Origin of the sequence: Chitinophaga sp. (assembly GCF_036569185.1) — a bacterium.
Lineage (GTDB): Bacteria > Bacteroidota > Bacteroidia > Chitinophagales > Chitinophagaceae > Chitinophaga.
The window spans coordinates 1-16,182 of record NZ_DATCRD010000328.1 but is presented as its reverse complement, the minus strand read 5'-3'; the positions used below and the strand labels follow the sequence as shown (position 1 = coordinate 16,182).

General features: G+C 47.4%; 15 protein-coding genes. 8 read left to right on the top strand and 7 right to left on the bottom strand.

The genetic code is table 11. The features are described from left to right. A partial coding sequence (locus tag VIM72_RS25050) for an ion channel (protein WP_332005564.1) occupies nucleotides 1-1,006 on the top strand: 1,006 nt, incomplete at its 5' end. A 45-nt stretch (nucleotides 1,007-1,051) separates the two neighbouring features. Here VIM72_RS25050 and VIM72_RS25045 read toward each other — a convergent pair. Then, on the bottom strand, nucleotides 1,052-2,494 hold the full coding sequence (locus VIM72_RS25045) for a sodium:solute symporter (protein WP_332005563.1): 1,443 nt from the start codon (nucleotides 2,492-2,494) through the stop codon (nucleotides 1,052-1,054). 203 nt (nucleotides 2,495-2,697) lie between these two features. Here VIM72_RS25045 and VIM72_RS25040 point away from each other — a divergent pair, with 203 nt between their 5' ends. Then, nucleotides 2,698-3,630 (top strand): helix-turn-helix domain-containing GNAT family N-acetyltransferase, encoded by a 933-nt coding sequence (locus VIM72_RS25040; RefSeq protein ID WP_332005562.1) that lies wholly within the window; start codon nucleotides 2,698-2,700, stop codon nucleotides 3,628-3,630. Nucleotides 3,631-3,648: 18 nt separating this feature from the next. Here VIM72_RS25040 and VIM72_RS25035 read toward each other — a convergent pair whose 3' ends face one another. Then, nucleotides 3,649-4,110, bottom strand: coding sequence for a DinB family protein (locus VIM72_RS25035; RefSeq protein WP_332005561.1), 462 nt, complete (start codon nucleotides 4,108-4,110; stop codon nucleotides 3,649-3,651). Between the two features lie 119 nt (nucleotides 4,111-4,229). On the opposite strand from VIM72_RS25035, the gene VIM72_RS25030 reads away from it, so the two are divergent. The 5 genes from VIM72_RS25030 (at nucleotide 4,230) to VIM72_RS25010 (ending at nucleotide 11,755) form a co-directional block, all read left to right on the top strand. Beyond that, nucleotides 4,230-5,867 carry an acyl-CoA carboxylase subunit beta gene (locus tag VIM72_RS25030; protein ID WP_332005560.1) on the top strand — a complete coding sequence of 546 codons (1,638 nt, stop codon included), beginning with the start codon at nucleotides 4,230-4,232 and terminating at the stop codon, nucleotides 5,865-5,867. Between the two features lie 69 nt (nucleotides 5,868-5,936). Beyond that, a complete protein-coding gene (gene rnhA / locus VIM72_RS25025; RefSeq protein ID WP_332005559.1) occupies nucleotides 5,937-6,398 on the top strand; it encodes a ribonuclease HI in 462 nt (153 codons plus the stop codon). Between the two features lie 97 nt (nucleotides 6,399-6,495). Continuing rightward, nucleotides 6,496-6,735: a hypothetical protein gene (locus VIM72_RS25020; RefSeq protein WP_332005558.1), complete on the top strand. Its 240-nt coding sequence runs from the start codon at nucleotides 6,496-6,498 to the stop codon at nucleotides 6,733-6,735. 428 nt (nucleotides 6,736-7,163) lie between these two features. After that, a complete protein-coding gene (locus VIM72_RS25015) occupies nucleotides 7,164-10,253 on the top strand; it encodes a TonB-dependent receptor (RefSeq protein ID WP_332005557.1) in 3,090 nt (1,029 codons plus the stop codon). A gap of 11 nt (nucleotides 10,254-10,264) precedes the next feature. Then, the gene (locus VIM72_RS25010; protein WP_332005556.1) at nucleotides 10,265-11,755 is read left to right on the top strand and encodes a RagB/SusD family nutrient uptake outer membrane protein; all 1,491 of its coding nucleotides are present in this window, start codon (nucleotides 10,265-10,267) and stop codon (nucleotides 11,753-11,755) included. Nucleotides 11,756-11,806: 51 nt separating this feature from the next. Here the strand turns inward: VIM72_RS25010 and VIM72_RS25005 are convergent, their stop codons facing one another. After that, nucleotides 11,807-12,370 carry an isoprenylcysteine carboxylmethyltransferase family protein gene (locus VIM72_RS25005; RefSeq protein ID WP_332005555.1) on the bottom strand — a complete coding sequence of 188 codons (564 nt, stop codon included), beginning with the start codon at nucleotides 12,368-12,370 and terminating at the stop codon, nucleotides 11,807-11,809. Between the two features lie 96 nt (nucleotides 12,371-12,466). Between VIM72_RS25005 and trxA the strand changes: the two genes are divergently transcribed. Next, complete coding sequence (trxA, locus tag VIM72_RS25000; RefSeq protein ID WP_332005554.1) at nucleotides 12,467-12,763, top strand: thioredoxin; 297 nt, start codon at nucleotides 12,467-12,469, stop codon at nucleotides 12,761-12,763. Nucleotides 12,764-12,798: 35 nt separating this feature from the next. Here trxA and VIM72_RS24995 read toward each other — a convergent pair whose 3' ends face one another. The 4 genes from VIM72_RS24995 to fbaA all read right to left on the bottom strand — a co-directional run. Continuing rightward, the gene (locus VIM72_RS24995; RefSeq protein ID WP_332005553.1) at nucleotides 12,799-13,950 is read right to left on the bottom strand and encodes a hypothetical protein; all 1,152 of its coding nucleotides are present in this window, start codon (nucleotides 13,948-13,950) and stop codon (nucleotides 12,799-12,801) included. A gap of 47 nt (nucleotides 13,951-13,997) precedes the next feature. Next, complete coding sequence (gene smpB / locus VIM72_RS24990; protein WP_325646729.1) at nucleotides 13,998-14,435, bottom strand: SsrA-binding protein SmpB; 438 nt, start codon at nucleotides 14,433-14,435, stop codon at nucleotides 13,998-14,000. A gap of 100 nt (nucleotides 14,436-14,535) precedes the next feature. After that, nucleotides 14,536-15,384, bottom strand: a complete 849-nt coding sequence (gene accD / locus VIM72_RS24985) for an acetyl-CoA carboxylase, carboxyltransferase subunit beta (protein WP_332005552.1) — start codon at nucleotides 15,382-15,384, stop codon at nucleotides 14,536-14,538. Between the two features lie 201 nt (nucleotides 15,385-15,585). Beyond that, a partial coding sequence (gene fbaA / locus VIM72_RS24980) for a class II fructose-bisphosphate aldolase (RefSeq protein WP_332005551.1) occupies nucleotides 15,586-16,182 on the bottom strand: 597 nt, incomplete at its 5' end.

Genomic DNA, 16,182 nt, shown 5'->3' with positions numbered 1-16,182 from the left:
GTTATATTTATCCTCGATTTTCTTCTTAGCTTTACGCCTCAAATATCCATTTATGGCGCTTCTGAAAAGAATTAACCCTTTTTCCAGGCAAAACAATGACACCGGTTTCGGCACCAATGCAAATGGTTATGGCGGTCGGTTTATTAACCGCGATGGCAGCTTTAATATCCGCCGGGAAGGGCGTTCGTTTATGCAACGTTTTAATATTTATCATGCATTGCTGAATGTACCTGCCTGGCAGTTCGCCCTGGTGATCCTTCTTTTTTATTTCTCTATTAACCTGATATATACAGGCATTTACTGGTGGATAGGCATCAGCGGGTTCCAGGGGATCATCGGCAAAACCACCTGGGAGCAGTTTAAAGAAGTTTATTTCTTTAGTACAGAAACCTTTACCACCGTGGGATATGGCCGCGTAAACCCGGTGGGCGACGGGGTAAACCTGGTAGCCGCCATTGAGGCTATGACGGGCTTTCTCTCTTTTGCAGTGGCCACGGGTCTTATTTATGGCCGCTTCTCCAAACCCCGTGCGCACCTGCTGTTCAGCGATCATGCACTGATTGCTCCCTACCAGGATAAAACGGCGCTGATGTTCCGCTTTGCTTCTTACAAGGAAAATCATACCCTCACCAATGTGGAAGTGCTGGTTACCACCGGCTTGCAGGTACAGGAGAATGGACAGGCAGTATATAAATTCTATAACCTGGCACTGGAGCGGAGTAAAATAGAAACATTGTCAATGAACTGGACAGTAGTGCATCCCATCGATGAAAACAGTCCTTTCCTCGGGTTTACCGCACAGGATATGGAAGTAGCGGATGCGGAGATCTATGTGACGGTAAGAGGGTTTAATGATGTGTACGCAAATACTGTATTGCAACGCACTTCCTATACCTACCAGGAAATTATTTATGACAGGAAATTTGTGCCGATGTACCGGGAAAGTGATAACGGGAAAACAACGGTGCTGGAGCTGCACCACCTGAATAAAACAAAGGAAGTATAAGGTTTTCCGGATGCAGCAGTATCTCTGCATCCGGAAAAATATGATTTAATCTTTACGGGAAATAAGTAACAATCCGATGAAGGTAAACAACCCGTTGATGATCAGTAACTCAAGCCCTATCTGGAATTTACCAAAAATGCCGGCCTGGTAAATATCAACCACCAGGCAAAGCAGTGGCGCTGCCACACATACAACTGGCACCAGGGCATCCTGCACTTTGCGTTTGGTTAAGATCCCAAAGGCAAAAAGCCCCAGCAGCGGCCCATACGTGTAGGTAGCTACTTTCAGGATAACGCCTATCATGCTTTGGTTATTCACCCATTCAAACACCATCACAAAAAGCAGGAAAATAAATGCCATCAGCAGGTGAATACGCTGCCGGTATTTTTTCTTTTCCGCTTCTGTCCAGTCGGTGCGCTTCTGCATATCCAGGATATCGATACAGAGGGAAGAGGTGAGAGCGGTCATAGCCCCATCCGCGCTGGGAAACAAGGCGGAAATGAGTGCAATGATAAATATAACGGAAATCACCGGCGGCATGTGATGCAGCGCCAGTTCCGGGAACAGCCTGTCGCCGGCCGCAGTTACCTGCTGTTGCGCGCCGTATAAATGAAGCAATCCACCCAGGAAAAGGAACAGGCCAATAACGATCACCATAATAAACGCCAGCGATACCATGTTCTTTTTGGAGTCTTTAAGCGTTTTTACAGAGATGTTTTTCTGCATCATCTCCTGGTCGAGGCCGGTCATGGTGATAGTGATGAATGCGCCTGCCAGGATCTGCTTCCCGAAAAAGAGCTTGTCATTCGGATCGGTGTTAAATATCCTTGTCAGCCCTCTTTCGCCCATTGCGGTAAAGCTTTCACCCAGGCTCAGGTGCATGGTATGCAGGATATAGCCCACGCAGATGACCAGCCCTGCCAGCATACAGGTGGTTTGCAGGGTATCGGTATATACAATTGTTTTTACGCCGCCTTCATAGGTGTACAGCAGTATCATAAACAGGATGATAATAGTGGTGAGCCAGAAGGGCACACCAAAGCTGGAGAGGATGGCGTCCTGCAGTATCCTTACCACGAGGTATAGTCTTGCAGTGGCCCCCAGTGTGCGGGAAAGAATAAAAAAGGAGGCGCCGGTTTTATAGGAGCTTCTTCCGAAGCGGCTATCGAGATAGTTATAGATAGATGTTAATTGCAACCGGTAATAAAGAGGTATCAGTACATAAGCGATGGTGATGTAACCGATAAAATACCCCAGGGTGATCTGCATGTAGGAAAAGGCATCACGGCCAACGGCGCCTGGAACGCTTACAAAGGTAACCCCGCTCAGTGAAGTGCCTATCATACCAAAGGCAACCAGCATCCAGTTACTGTTGCGGTTCCCGATAAAGAACGAATCGTTGTTGGAATTACGGCCGGTATACCATGCTACCACCAGCAGGATAACGAAATAGGCAATAACGAATGAGAATAATAATCCTGGAGACATAATCAAATTTAATCAAAATACTATTTTCCTGCTAAGGCGCAAAACGCAAATATAGCAGGGTTGTGCGATAAACGGATAGCGGATTTTGTCTGACTCACCAAAATCAGTGAGTCAGACAAAATCCGATCAATACTTGACTCAGGCAAATAATAAATTTGCTTTTGTCAACTAATTATTTACTTTTGTCTGGAAAACAAGTAACTATGGACGCAGCATCAGCGGTTGTTAATGACATCCGTCGCTTTAACCGTTTCTATACCGGCATGATAGGCCTGCTGAACCAGCATATCCTGGAAAGCAACCTTTCCTTATCCGAAGTAAGGGTATTGTATGAGATAGGACAACTGGGAAAATGTACCGCCGGGCAATTAACCGCTATCCTGAAAATAGATGGGGGATACCTCAGCCGCATGCTGAAGAAGTTTGAGAAAAGCGGGTGGCTTAACAGGCAGCAGTCTACCGCCGACGGACGTACGTTTTTTCTCTATCTCAGTGCCGCAGGTAAAAGATTGTTGTCGGGCCTTGAAGAAAAATCTACCCGTGAAATCCGGCAGATAACCGGTCATCTCTCCGGAAAACAGCAACAACAGGTGGCCGGCGCCATGAAAACCATTGAAGAGATATTAACCGCGCAACCAGGTGAGCAAACTACGGATATACATATCCGTTATAACCTCCTCCCGGGTGATGTTGGCTATCTGATTTACCTGCATGGGCAATTGTACGCAAAGGAATCGGGTTATAACCTGGAGTTTGAGGCCTATGTATGTAAAACATTTTACGAGTTTCTTCCTACCTATAACCCGGCAAAAGACAGGATGTTCCTGGCCACCGTAAATGACCAGATTGTTGGCTCTGTAGCCATTCTCGGATCTTCCCGGCACCTGGCGCAGCTGCGCTGGTTCCTCATCCATCCCGACTACCGGGGAAAGGGACTGGGGAAAAAAATGTTACAGGAAGCTATTGCCTTCTGCAAGGAAAAAAATTACCAGAAAGTTTACCTGATGACAACCAGCATGCAGGAAACAGCGATTGCCCTGTATAAAAATGCCGGTTTCCGCAAAACCGGGGAGAAGTACCTGCAACTATGGGGACAGCAGCTTTATGAACAGCGTTACGATATGGACCTGTTTTAGGCGTCGCATTTACCCCTCTCAGGCATATTTATGTAGCAGCACTATCTGCCCCAGGTGATAGGCATCATGCTCCGCCAGTCCCTGTATATAATAGATCGCCTGGCGCTCTGTTCCCGGGAAGACGTCAAACAGCTCCTTCTCCGGGAACTTCCGGACAGTGGCCGCCATCACTTCAAAGGAGTGGGCTAGCCGGTGAATGGTGGCCTGCCAGTTCTCCTCCCCGTGATTTTCAGGCATATAAAAATCAGGCAGGTCGCCGTCCTGCTCCGGTGGCTCATTGTGCATATACCGCTGCACCCGCTGGTGCCAGAAAATAACGTGGTTTACAATCTGCCAGATATTGTTGGATCCCCCGAACGATTTCACCGCCTGCCGGGCATCGATACGCGAAAGATGTACCTGGAACGTAACATCGATCCAGGGATCGCCATTGTAAAGCTTTTCAAGCGATGCGGCTAAATGCTCCAGTAATAAAGACATACCATAGGATTTTTATTTTTAAAGATATCCGGTGCCAAACACCGGCGGCCTTCCCGTTATTCGTAATTTACTGAATTCTTTCCCTTATTTTTAAAGAATATAAAACCAAAACCATCGTTATGGATCAGCAGCAACTGGAAGCCAACAAAAATGAAGATGCCATGCGGATGGCTATCAGCACTATGAAACAGCGCCTGGGCGTAATAGAACAGGGCGGCGGAAAGAAAAGCCTGGAGAAAGTGAGACAAAGAGGTAAGCTCACCGCCAGGGAACGTATACAATACCTCATCGATAAGGACACTCCCTTTACCGAGATCGGTGCATTTGCCGCATACGATATGTATGAAGAATATGGCGGATGTCCCGCAGCGGGGACTGTTGGCGGCATAGGCTATGTAAGCGGCCGGCAATGTATGATTGTTGCCAACGACATGACCGTGAAAGCAGGAGCCTGGTTTCCTATGACCGGTAAAAAGAACCTCCGCCTCCAGGAAATCGCCATGGAAAACAGGCTGCCGGTGATCTACCTGGTAGACAGCGCCGGTGTATTCCTTCCAATGCAGGACGAGATTTTCCCGGACAAGGAACACTTTGGCCGCATATTCCGCAACAACGCCCGTATGAGCGCCATGGGCATCACCCAAATTGCCGCTGTTATGGGCAGCTGCGTGGCTGGCGGCGCCTACCTGCCCATCATGAGCGATGAAGTGCTGATGGTGGAAGGCAACGGCTCCATTTTTCTTGCAGGCCCTTATCTCGTGAAGGCCGCCATCGGGGAAGACGTAGATGCGGAAACGTTAGGAGGCGCTGTTACACATACCGAGATCTCCGGGATTGCCGATTACAAATTTAAATCTGATGAAGAATGCCTCGACCAGGTAAAGCGCATCGTAAGTAAAATCGGGGACGCGGGGAACGCCGGCTTCGACCGCACAGCACCGCAGGCGCCGGCCAAACCAACGGAGGAACTGCGCAGTGTATTGCCAGCCGACAGCTCCCGGCCTTACGATATGCTGGAAGTAATAGAACGCATTACAGATGCCAACACATTTGATCAATACAAACAGGACTACGGTAAAAGTATTATTTGTGGTTATGCGCGCATCGATGGATGGGCGGTTGGCATTGTTGCCAACCAACGGAAAATTGTAAAAAGCCGCAAAGGTGAAATGCAGATGGGGGGCGTTATTTATAATGACAGCGCAGATAAGGCGGCCCGATTTATTATGAACTGTAACCAGAAAAAAATCCCGCTGGTGTTCCTCCAGGATGTAACAGGATTTATGGTAGGCAGCAGAAGTGAGCATTCAGGTATTATTAAAGACGGGGCCAAACTGGTGAATGCTGTGGCTAATTCCGTGGTACCGAAAATTACCATCATCATCGGGAACTCTTACGGAGCAGGCAATTACGCCATGTGCGGTAAAGCCTATGATCCACGGTTCATTTACGCCTGGCCTTCTGCAAAGATCGCGGTAATGGGAGGAGAGCAGGCCGCCAAAACATTATTACAGATCCAGGTGGCTTCCCTGAAAGCAAAAGGACAAGTGATCACACCGGAAGAAGAAGCCCGCCTGCTGAAAGAAATTACCGATAAATACAATGCGCAAACCACTCCCTATTACGCAGCTTCCCGGTTGTGGGTAGATGATATCATTGATCCCGCCGATACCCGGCTAAGAATTGCAGAAGGTATTAAAGCCGCCAATAATGCACCCCTGGAGCAACCCTTTAATGTAGGCGTTTTCCAGGTATAAGGAACGGAGGGGAAAGTGTTCGATCCCCTCCGCACTTTTCCTTATCTTCGCGCTGCTTTAAAATTGAACATGGCAGAACTGGTAGTATATACAGATGGTGCATCCCGCGGCAATCCCGGCCCTGGCGGATATGGCGTAGTGCTCATTTGGGGAAACGTAAGAAAGGAATTATCGCAGGGATACCGCAAAACCACCAACAACCGGATGGAGCTGCTGGCGGTGATTGTAGCGCTGGAAGCGCTGAAAAAAGACGGGTTGACTGTAACCATTTTTACAGACAGCAAATACGTAGTGGATAGCATAGAGAAAGGATGGCTATGGGGATGGGTAAAAGTTAATTTTAAAGAGAAAAAAAATAAAGATCTCTGGCTGCGTTTTATCCCGTTATATAAAAGACATACAGTGAAAATGCAGTGGGTGAAAGGCCATGCCAGCAATCCTTTCAATAACCGTTGCGATGAACTGGCCACACAGGCCGCAGATAGCGGCAACTGGCTGATAGACGAGGGGTTTGAAAACGGATTGGCATAAATAATGACCTGCCTCTTTCCGTACCAACCGGCAGGCATAATTGTAATATAAGCGCAAACTTAACTTCCCATTTAGGCTCTCCTGGTAAACAGATACATTGCAGCAATTTCCCGGAATAGCGATGATGCTAACCCTTTTAACAGGTTTCCTGGTGGGCAGGGTGCATATAAAGGGATTTTCACCTGGTACTGTTAGAGGCGTTCTGTTAGTGGGAATTGCCATCGGGAGTTTTCATATCAACCGTAAGTTGGAGTATACCGTTGCATATGCGGTGACTAATATAACGCTCACTACCTCCGGCGTTATCATCGTATTACTGATGCACAAAGGCAGTTGATTTCCGTTCATCACATTTTTTAACAATAAAACCCGCGCCTGTAGCGAAAATCTATCCTGGTGAAAAATTTTTTCCTCAACATTTTTAACAATTCTTTTGTTTTTGATAGTGAAAGCATATAGCTTTGCGTCCCACTAGTCTATAGGAATTATAGGATAATAGATCGGAACCAATTAAAGAATTGCTTATGGAGAAGACGACCCAACCATATTTTGTATGCAACTATTGTTGTTGCTTTCAGTAAGAATTAAACATTTGTCTGCTTAACCAAAGCAGGTTACAACAATCATTAACTGTTCCCGGAAGCTCCGTCTGTACCGGTGTTAAAACAATAATGGGATACAATGCTGCAATGCCTGTTCAATAACAGACAGGGACGGGTATTGCCATGAAAAACCAGATCACTGCAAAACTCTCAACATTTTATTATGTTACAACGACTACTCCTCTTTCTGCTGCTCATCGGACCTATAGCAGCATTTGCCCAGACACGTACGGTGACCGGCCGTGTTTATTCTGCGAAAGATAATTCCCCTTTGCCGGGCGCCTCGATAGTAATTAAAGGAACTACCAACGGCGTGGTAAGTGACGGAGATGGCAATTTCAGCCTGCAGGTAACTGATCCTTCGGCTACCACGCTGGTGATCCGTTTCATTGGCATGGAACAACAGGAAGTACCCATCAGCACATCTCCTCTAAATATCTCACTCCGCTCTTCGGGGAAGGATATTGATGAAATTGTAGTGGTAGCTTATGGTACTGCTAAAAAGAGCTCTTATACCGGTTCTGTATCGCAGATCAAAAGCGAGGAACTGGTGAACAGGCAGGTATCCAGCGTGAGCAAAGCGTTACAGGGGCTTGCTGCCGGTGTGCAGAGCACTTCCACCAGCGGCCAGCCAGGATCAGACGCTACTATCCGTATCCGTGGTATTGGTTCCATCAATGCCTCCGCTGATCCTTTATACGTGGTAGATGGTGTGCCTTATGGAGGTAGCCTGAATGCCATTAATCCTTACGATATTGAATCCATCAGCGTATTGAAAGACGCTGCATCCAGTGCGCTGTACGGCTCCCGTGGCGCTAATGGCGTAGTGATCATCACTACCAAAAAAGGAAAGAAACAGGGAAGTAATATAGACGTTCGCGTTAGTCAGGGTTTTTCAAAAAGAGCGGTTGATAACTACGACCGCGTAAGCACTGATCAGTATTTTGAGATGTACTGGGAGGCCATCCGCAATGGAGGGCTTACCAGCGGTTTGTCGCCCGCAACTGCTGCGGCACAGGCCAGCAGCAACCTTGTGAGAAGGGTGGGCATTAACCCCTACGGCACTGCATTCCCGCAGCCGGTAGGCACCGACGGTAAACTGGTTGCCGGCGCAAAAGCCCTGTGGGATGATAACTGGGACGATGCTATGCAGCGCACCGGTAAGCGTACTGAAGCGGATGTGGCTCTCAGTGGCGCCTCCGAAAAAACAAGGTATTATATTTCCGGTGGCTACCTGAACGACCAGGGTATCTATCTCGCTTCCGGTTTCAAACGTTATAACCTTCGCAGTAATATTGATATTGATGCAAAGAAGTGGTTAAAGGTAGGGCTGAACCTCAGTGGTACGCACTCCGAACAGGATGCGCCGCCTTCAGAAGACAGTCGCTCCGATAACTATGTGAACTACGGCCGCCTGATGTCAAATTTCTATCCTATTTATCAGCGCGACCGCACCACGGGCGCCTATATCCTGGATGCCAACGGTAATAAGATCTTCGACTATGGCAGCTACCGCCCCAGTGCAGCAAACACCAACACCAACCTGGTGGCTACTTCCGCTATAGATAAGCACCGGCTTACCCGCGATGATTTATCTGCCCGCCTGTATGGAGAAGCTACCATCTGGCGCGGACTTAAATTCAAATCCAGCTACAACGCGGATTATACTGCCAAACAACAATACGACTACACCAATCCCACGCTGGGCTTTGATGCGGAAGTAGGCGGAACAATTGAAAGGCTCAATACCCGTGTGTTCAGCTGGACTTTCAACAATATCTTCACTTATGAAGAAACGTTCAATGAAAAGCACCACCTGAACCTGCTGGCAGGCCAGGAAGCCTATAAGTATACTACCACCTTTCTGGATGGTCAGAAATCCGGCTTTTCACTGCCAGGTCTTGAAGAACTGTCAGACGCCTCTCTCATTAAGGACCTGCAGGGATACACGGATACATATACGCTTTCCAGCTTCCTCGGCAGGGCGGAATATGATTATGTGGGTAAATACTTCTTATCCGCCTCCCTTCGCCGCGACGGATCTTCCCGCTTCGCACCCAATCACCGCTGGGGCACCTTCTGGTCTGTTGGCGGTTCCTGGAAATTAACGGAAGAAGATTTTCTTAAAAACAATTCCTGGCTCAACCTGCTTACACTTCGCGCCAGCTATGGCGGACAGGGTAATGATAACCTCGGCGATGATGCTTTCTATAACTACTACCCGTTGCTGAATGTGAACAGTAACCTCGGTGAAGGCGGTACTTACCGTCGCCAGGTATATAACCCCAACCTGCAATGGGAAACCAACCTGAACTTAAACGTTGGTGTTGACTTCAGCATGTTTCAAAATCGTTTAGGCGGTACCGTAGAATTCTTCCAGCGCAAATCACAGGATCTGCTGTATTCCAGGCCAATGGCGCCTTCTGTAGGTTACTCCGCCGTAGATGAAAACATCGGCGCGCTGAAAAATACCGGCGTGGAAGGTACCATTCATGCCGTACCGGTGAAAACAAAAGACTTTAGCTGGAGCATTGATCTGAATGCTACCCACTATAAAAATAAGATCACTGAACTGCCGCAGAAAGAAATTATCACTGGCACAAAGAAACTCATGGTAGGTAAATCTATCTATGATTTTTACCTGAGAAAATGGGCGGGTGTAAACCAGGAAACCGGTTTGCCAATGTGGTATATTGATAATGCAGACGGCACGAAAGGTACTACCGGCAACTATTCCGCCGCTACGCAGTATTACAATGGTTCCTCCCTGCCGGATGTATATGGCGGGTTCACCAATACCTTCAACTACAAAGGTTTTTCATTGTCTTTCATGATGGTATACAGTCTTGGTGGTAAAGTACTGGACCAGGATTACCTGTTCCTGCTGGGCACAGGTACTTCCGCCGGCCGTCCATTCAGTACGGAAATGCTGAATCGCTGGACACCGGAAAACAGGGTAACGGATGTGCCTAAACTGACTACCGTGCAAACCAACTGGACTTCGGTTTCCGACCGCTTCCTGTATGATGCCAGTTATGCAAGACTGAAAACCCTGAACATCAGTTATAACCTTCCAAAATCACTGATGGACAAAGCGCATCTTAACAACGTGCTCATTTATGTACAGGGAGAAAACCTGTTCACGATCTATAACCACCAGGGCCTTGATCCTGAACAGTCGGTAGGAGGTACTACCTATTACCGTTATCCGGCCATTAAATCCATTTCTGCAGGTATTAATCTGAGCTTCTAAAAATTACGACCATGAAAAAGAATATATTCCTGATAATAATCGCTGCTTTGGTGTTAGGCGCCTGCAACAAGGATTTCCTGGATACCAAACCAACCAACGCCGTACCGGACGACCAGGTATTTAATACCGCCGATAACGTGGAAACAGTGATCAACGGTACCTGGGCGTATATGTTTGAAGAATTTTTTACGTTTGCTGTACCGGGTTATAAATCCATTCATCTTACCAGCGATGCCATGGGCAGTGATATAGCGGTTACCCAGGCCTATGGTTTGCGTGATTCCTACGGATATACCGAAATGACGGATAATACCAAGAACCGGGTAACTGCTTTCTGGACCATCCTCTACAAGGTGATCGACAACTGCAACAACGTGATCGCGAAAGTAGACAAGGCTACCGGCGATGAAGATAAAAAACAACGTCTTAAAGGGCAGGCATATGCCCTGCGCGCCAATTGCTACCTGACGCTGGCTTCCTTCTACCAGTTCAACAGAACCGGCACTGAAAAAGCCGTTCCCATCTATACTGAGCCATCCGGTCCTACTACCGCGGGAAAGCCCAAATCAACCATTGGAGAAGTATATAAACTGGTGATAGACGATCTGCAGAAAGCACTGCCGCTGCTGAAAAATTATGAGCGCAGCGCTACCCAGAAATGGAAAATAAACGTTAACGTGGCAAACGGTTTACTGGCACGTGCATACCTTTACAACCGCCAGTGGACCAATGCTATTGCAGCAGCCACCGCTGCCCGTAATGGTTATCCCCTGATGTCGGGCGATGATTATAACAAAGGCTTCAGCGATATCAATAATGGTGAATGGATCTGGGGACATGCACAAACACCTAACCAGAGCAATGCCAGCTACAACTTCCATTTCCTGGATGTTTCCAGCCCGGCTTCCTATTACCAGAGCTTTATGGCAGATCCTTACTTCAAGAATTTCTTCGACAGTGCAGATGTACGTTTCCGTTTGTTCGACTGGGATACGCTGCCCGACCAGGAAGGTTACCTGCGCTATAAGAAATTCCGTTTCCGTGATGCAGGTGCGCTGGTGGGCGACCTGGTACTGATGCGCTCTGCGGAAATGTACCTGATAGAAGCCGAAGCATATGCACAAAGTGGTAATGCCGTCAAAGGTGCAGAAGCGCTCAATGTGCTCCGTGCTGCACGGAATGCAACGTTGTATAAAGGCGGTGGCAGCCTGGTGGATACCATTCTTGTAGAAAGAAGGAAAGAACTTTGGGGAGAAGGATTTTCACTGTCTGATATTATTCGTACAGGCGGTACCGTAGTAAGGAAGCCATTTCTTTCCTATAACGGGCAGGATAGTATCATCAGCGTACCAAGAGGCGACGGTTCCTTCGTGAAAGTGCCAGCTCAGGGGCATCTTACGCTAAAGCAGCCTGACGGTACCCCGTTTGTGCCTTACAGCAAATTCTACCTGTTTGCCATCCCGATCTCAGAGCTGCAGAATAATCCGAACATCAATAACTAATCATCATAAAAAGCCCCCGGATTTTACGGGGGCTTTTTTATGATCAATATGCTAGTAGATCCACGGGATAATGCGGCTGGTATGTTTCATATAATTGGTATATTCTTCACCAAACTGCGAGCGTAATACTTTCTCTTCTACATTCATCCGGTAAACGAATGCCGCAAATACCGGGATGAATATAATAGCCAGTCCAAGCCAGTTGTTCAGCGACAGACCGAATCCCAGGAAAGATAACAGGGAGCCGGCATAGGAGGGATGCCGCAGTACGCTGTACAACCCATCCTTTTTGATGTGATGATCTTTCCGGATAGTTACATTTACGGTAAACAACCGGCCCAGCTGTGCAATAGCTACAAAGCGCAGTACCATTCCCAGCAGTATAACGCTGAGCCCTATACGATTCATGTCCGGTCCGGGGAGGATATAGTACCCTGTTTTGGCCGCTACTATCACGGAAACATTTATGAAAACAATAATCACGATCCAGATGAAAGCCAGGCTGCCCTGGTCCTGCTTTTTCCTGTCGTCCGCCCCCGTGCCACGAAGAATGCGGTGCAGTAAGATTTCTGAGAGGAACCACGCGAAATAGATGATGGTGGATAGCAAGTTCATAGATAACAGATAAAACAGAGTTATATGTGTAATATATGCTATGTTTTTCGCTTTTCAAAAAGTCCGTAATTTGTGGATGGAATTAAAATATGTGCTATGGAAAACCTGCAGGCGATACTCGCTTCTCCTACACCCGTATTGATTGATTGTTTTGCCACCTGGTGCGGTCCCTGCCAGATGGTGCCTCCCATCCTGAAAGAGGTAAAAGATAAAATGGGGGAGAAGATCCGGATCATCAAGATAGATATAGACAGAAACCAGCAGCTGGCCGCCCAGTGGCAGATCAGCAGTGTGCCTACGTTATTGCTGTTCCGGGAAGGGAGGCTGATATGGAGGCAAAGCGGGGTGGTGCCAGCGCATCAGTTGATACCATTGCTGCAACAGAAGATATAAGTTCAAAAGCCGCCGGGATTCCGGCGGCTTTTGAATTATATCCTGTTATAAAAACTCTGCAGATCCCTCGCCAGCACATCATAAATAGGCCGCGTAAATTCCATGAACAGGTCGGTAGGCGGTGGTGGCGGCATATCCCGCCCGCCCATCAGCTGTTTATCTTCATCACTCAAAGCTCTTTCATCTCCCTTAAAAGTACCATACTGGTTCAGCCAGGTATAGCTGCCGGGAATACGGTCGGTACGCAGCAATTGCCCGTTGGAGGTATTGGTGATGCGATAGTCCAGCAGCCCTTTTGATACCACTGTTTTTTTAGTGATGTAGAGGGTGGCTTTTACTGTTTTATAGATATTGGATTCCTTACCGGTAGAGTCTTTGGTAGTGCCCACCACAATTTCTTTTGAAACATCGCGTTCAATGCGGTCTACATAGGTTTGGCCTACTACAAAATCAAAAAAGCGCAGTTCAATATATTCATCGGGGCGGAGATTTTCGTTACGTGCTACCCGTTCATCGTAGAACTGCACAAACTGGTTGATGTTCCGTTGCTGAAGATTGCGTACCAGGTAATCGCGGAACTGGTCGGCGCTGAACTGGTAATAAGGGGAGCGCACTTCGATCTCACTTACTACCACATTGATCACCCCCATCTGGTAAGCCTCGTCCCGGCGCTGTTTGGCATCGCGGTAATTGGGGATGAGCTTAAGCGCTGCGCCAAATTCGTCGTACGCCTGCCGGGCACTGGCTTTATCGCCCTGGTTCAGCAAAGACATGCCACGGTCGTACCGCATTTCAGCGGCATTTTCCTGGGCCCCTGTAATGGCATCCCGGTAATCCTTCGGCTGCACCAGTTTAAGGGCGGCAGGGGAGCTGTGAATGGCGTTATAAAGGGATTGCATGGCCCTGTACTCATTCCGTATACTTTCCCACTTGAGCTCGTTGTTGGAGCGGAGATATGCGCTGACCCGGTCCTCCCGCACCAGTTGTGCCTGTTTATAGGCATCAGGGAGCAGCCGCGTAGCGGTGGCGTCCTGGGGTTTGCGTTGCAGCTTTTTCACAAAAGCAGTAACGGCTTCGTCGTACCTGCCTTTGTTGAATAATTTTTCGCCTGATTTACAGGAAAGTATAAAGGTGTAGAGAAAGATGGCGATAATGCTCAGTAACTGCCTGAATATTAGCTTTTTCAATGGGGAACTGTTTTATAAGGATATGCTTCGCCAGATGGCGTTTATTTTTATTTAAACTGTCTTCTGAGCTCCCTGTCGGCCTCCCTCGCTTTGATAGAGTCGCGCTTATCATGAAGCTTTTTACCTTTACCAATGCCAATCTCCATTTTTGCCAGGCTTTTATCGGTAATGAATATACGAAGCGGCACAATGGTATAGCCGCGTTCTTTGATCTTGTTTTCCATTTTTCTCAGCTCCCTTTTTGTGAGCAGCAGCTTACGCTCGCGCAGGGGATCATGATTGGAGGAAGTACCGTGTGAATACTCTGCAATATGCAGGCTTCGCACGTATAATTCTCCCTTTGAAAAATAGCAGAAGGAATCGTTAAAGCTCACTTTACCTGCACGGATCGACTTAATCTCCGTACCAAGTAACACCATTCCTGCAATGAATTTATCTTCTATTGCGTACTCAAAATATGCCGATCTGTTCTTTAATTCTGCCATTTGTATTTTAGTATGAGGGGGTAGTTTTTAGCCTTCAACGGTTGGCAGATGCAGGAATATCCTTGCATGTGCCAACCGTCAAAGGCTAAAAGCTGTCTTCTTAATTTTTAAAGATGGTAAGCAAACTTGCCAACTTCGTCTTCAGTTCTTTTCTATCCATGATGAAATCCAGGAAACCGTGCTCCAGCAGGAATTCGGCGCTCTGGAAACCAGCAGGTAAATCTTTCTTGATCGTTTCTTTGATAATCCTTGGACCGGCAAACCCGATCAGGGCGCCTGGCTCGGCAATGTTAAGGTCGCCCAGCATTGCATAGGAGGCAGTTACGCCACCGGTGGTAGGGTCGGTCATCAGGGAGATGTAGGGAAGCCTTGCATCAGCCAGCTGCGTGAGCTTGGCGGATGTTTTAGCCATCTGCATCAGGGAGAAGGCGCTTTCCATCATACGGGCGCCGCCTGATTTGGAGATGATCATCAGCGGCATCTTATGGATAATGCAGTAATCGATGGAACGGGCAATCTTTTCACCAACAACAGAGCCCATGGAGCCACCAATAAAATTAAAATCCATACACGCTACTACGAGATCATTTCCCAGCACTTTACCTGTACCAACGGTCATCGCATCTTTCAGGCCTGATTTTTTCTGCGCATCCTTGAGCCTGTCGGCATAGGGCTTCAGATCTTTAAAGCCCAGGAAGTCGGTCGGGTATATATTTGGGAACAGTTCCTCGAACTGGTTGTTATCAAAGATGATCTCAAAATACTCGGCAGAGTTAATACGGTTGTGATAATTGCACTTATCGCAAACATAGTAATGCTCCTTCAGATCCTTTACAGTGGTGGTTTTTTTACAGTTAGGACACTTGTGCCACAAACCATCCGGTGCTTCTTTCTTTTCACTGGTGGTAGTAGAGATGCCTTGTTTAATTCGCTTAAACCAGCTTGACATATTTTACTATTAGATTAGAAAATAGTGGTGCAAGATACGAATTATCGCATAAAGCCAAAAACATATGAGAAAAAGCTTAAAGTTTAAAGCATAAAGCAAAAAGCCCTTGCAGTGGAGATGATAACATATACGTTTAATATATTATCGCTGATATCTCCGCTACAATGGCTTTTTGCTTTATGCCTTCAGCTTTACGCTGTATTACGCATTTCTGTTAATGCAGTTCAGATCCCTGAACGCTTCTTCCAGGCGTTTAACAAAGGTTTCTTCACCTTTGCGCAGCCATACGCGCGGATCGTAGTATTTTTTATTTGGCTTATCGGGTCCTTCAGGGTTACCCAGCTGAGCCTGGAGGTAATCTTTCTTAGCTTCGTAGAAATCGTGGATACCTTCCCAGAATGCCCACTGCATATCCGTATCAATGTTCATTTTGATAACGCCATAACCCAGGGCTTCTGTAATCTGGTGTTTGGGAGAACCGCTACCACCGTGGAATACATAGAATACAGGTTTAGCGGCAGTTTTAAATTTCTCCTGGATGAATTCCTGGCTGTTGTGCAGGATCACCGGGCGGAGCTCTACGTTACCGGGAGAGTATACGCCATGAACGTTACCGAAAGCAGCGGCCACAGTGAAACGGGGGCCTACCTTTGATAAAATTTCATATGCATAGGCAACTTCTTCGGGCTGGGTATACAGCTTGGAGTTATCTACGCCGGAATTGTCCACACCATCTTCTTCACCACCGGTTACGCCCAGCTCGATCTCGATGGACATACCCAGTTTGTTCATTCTCTC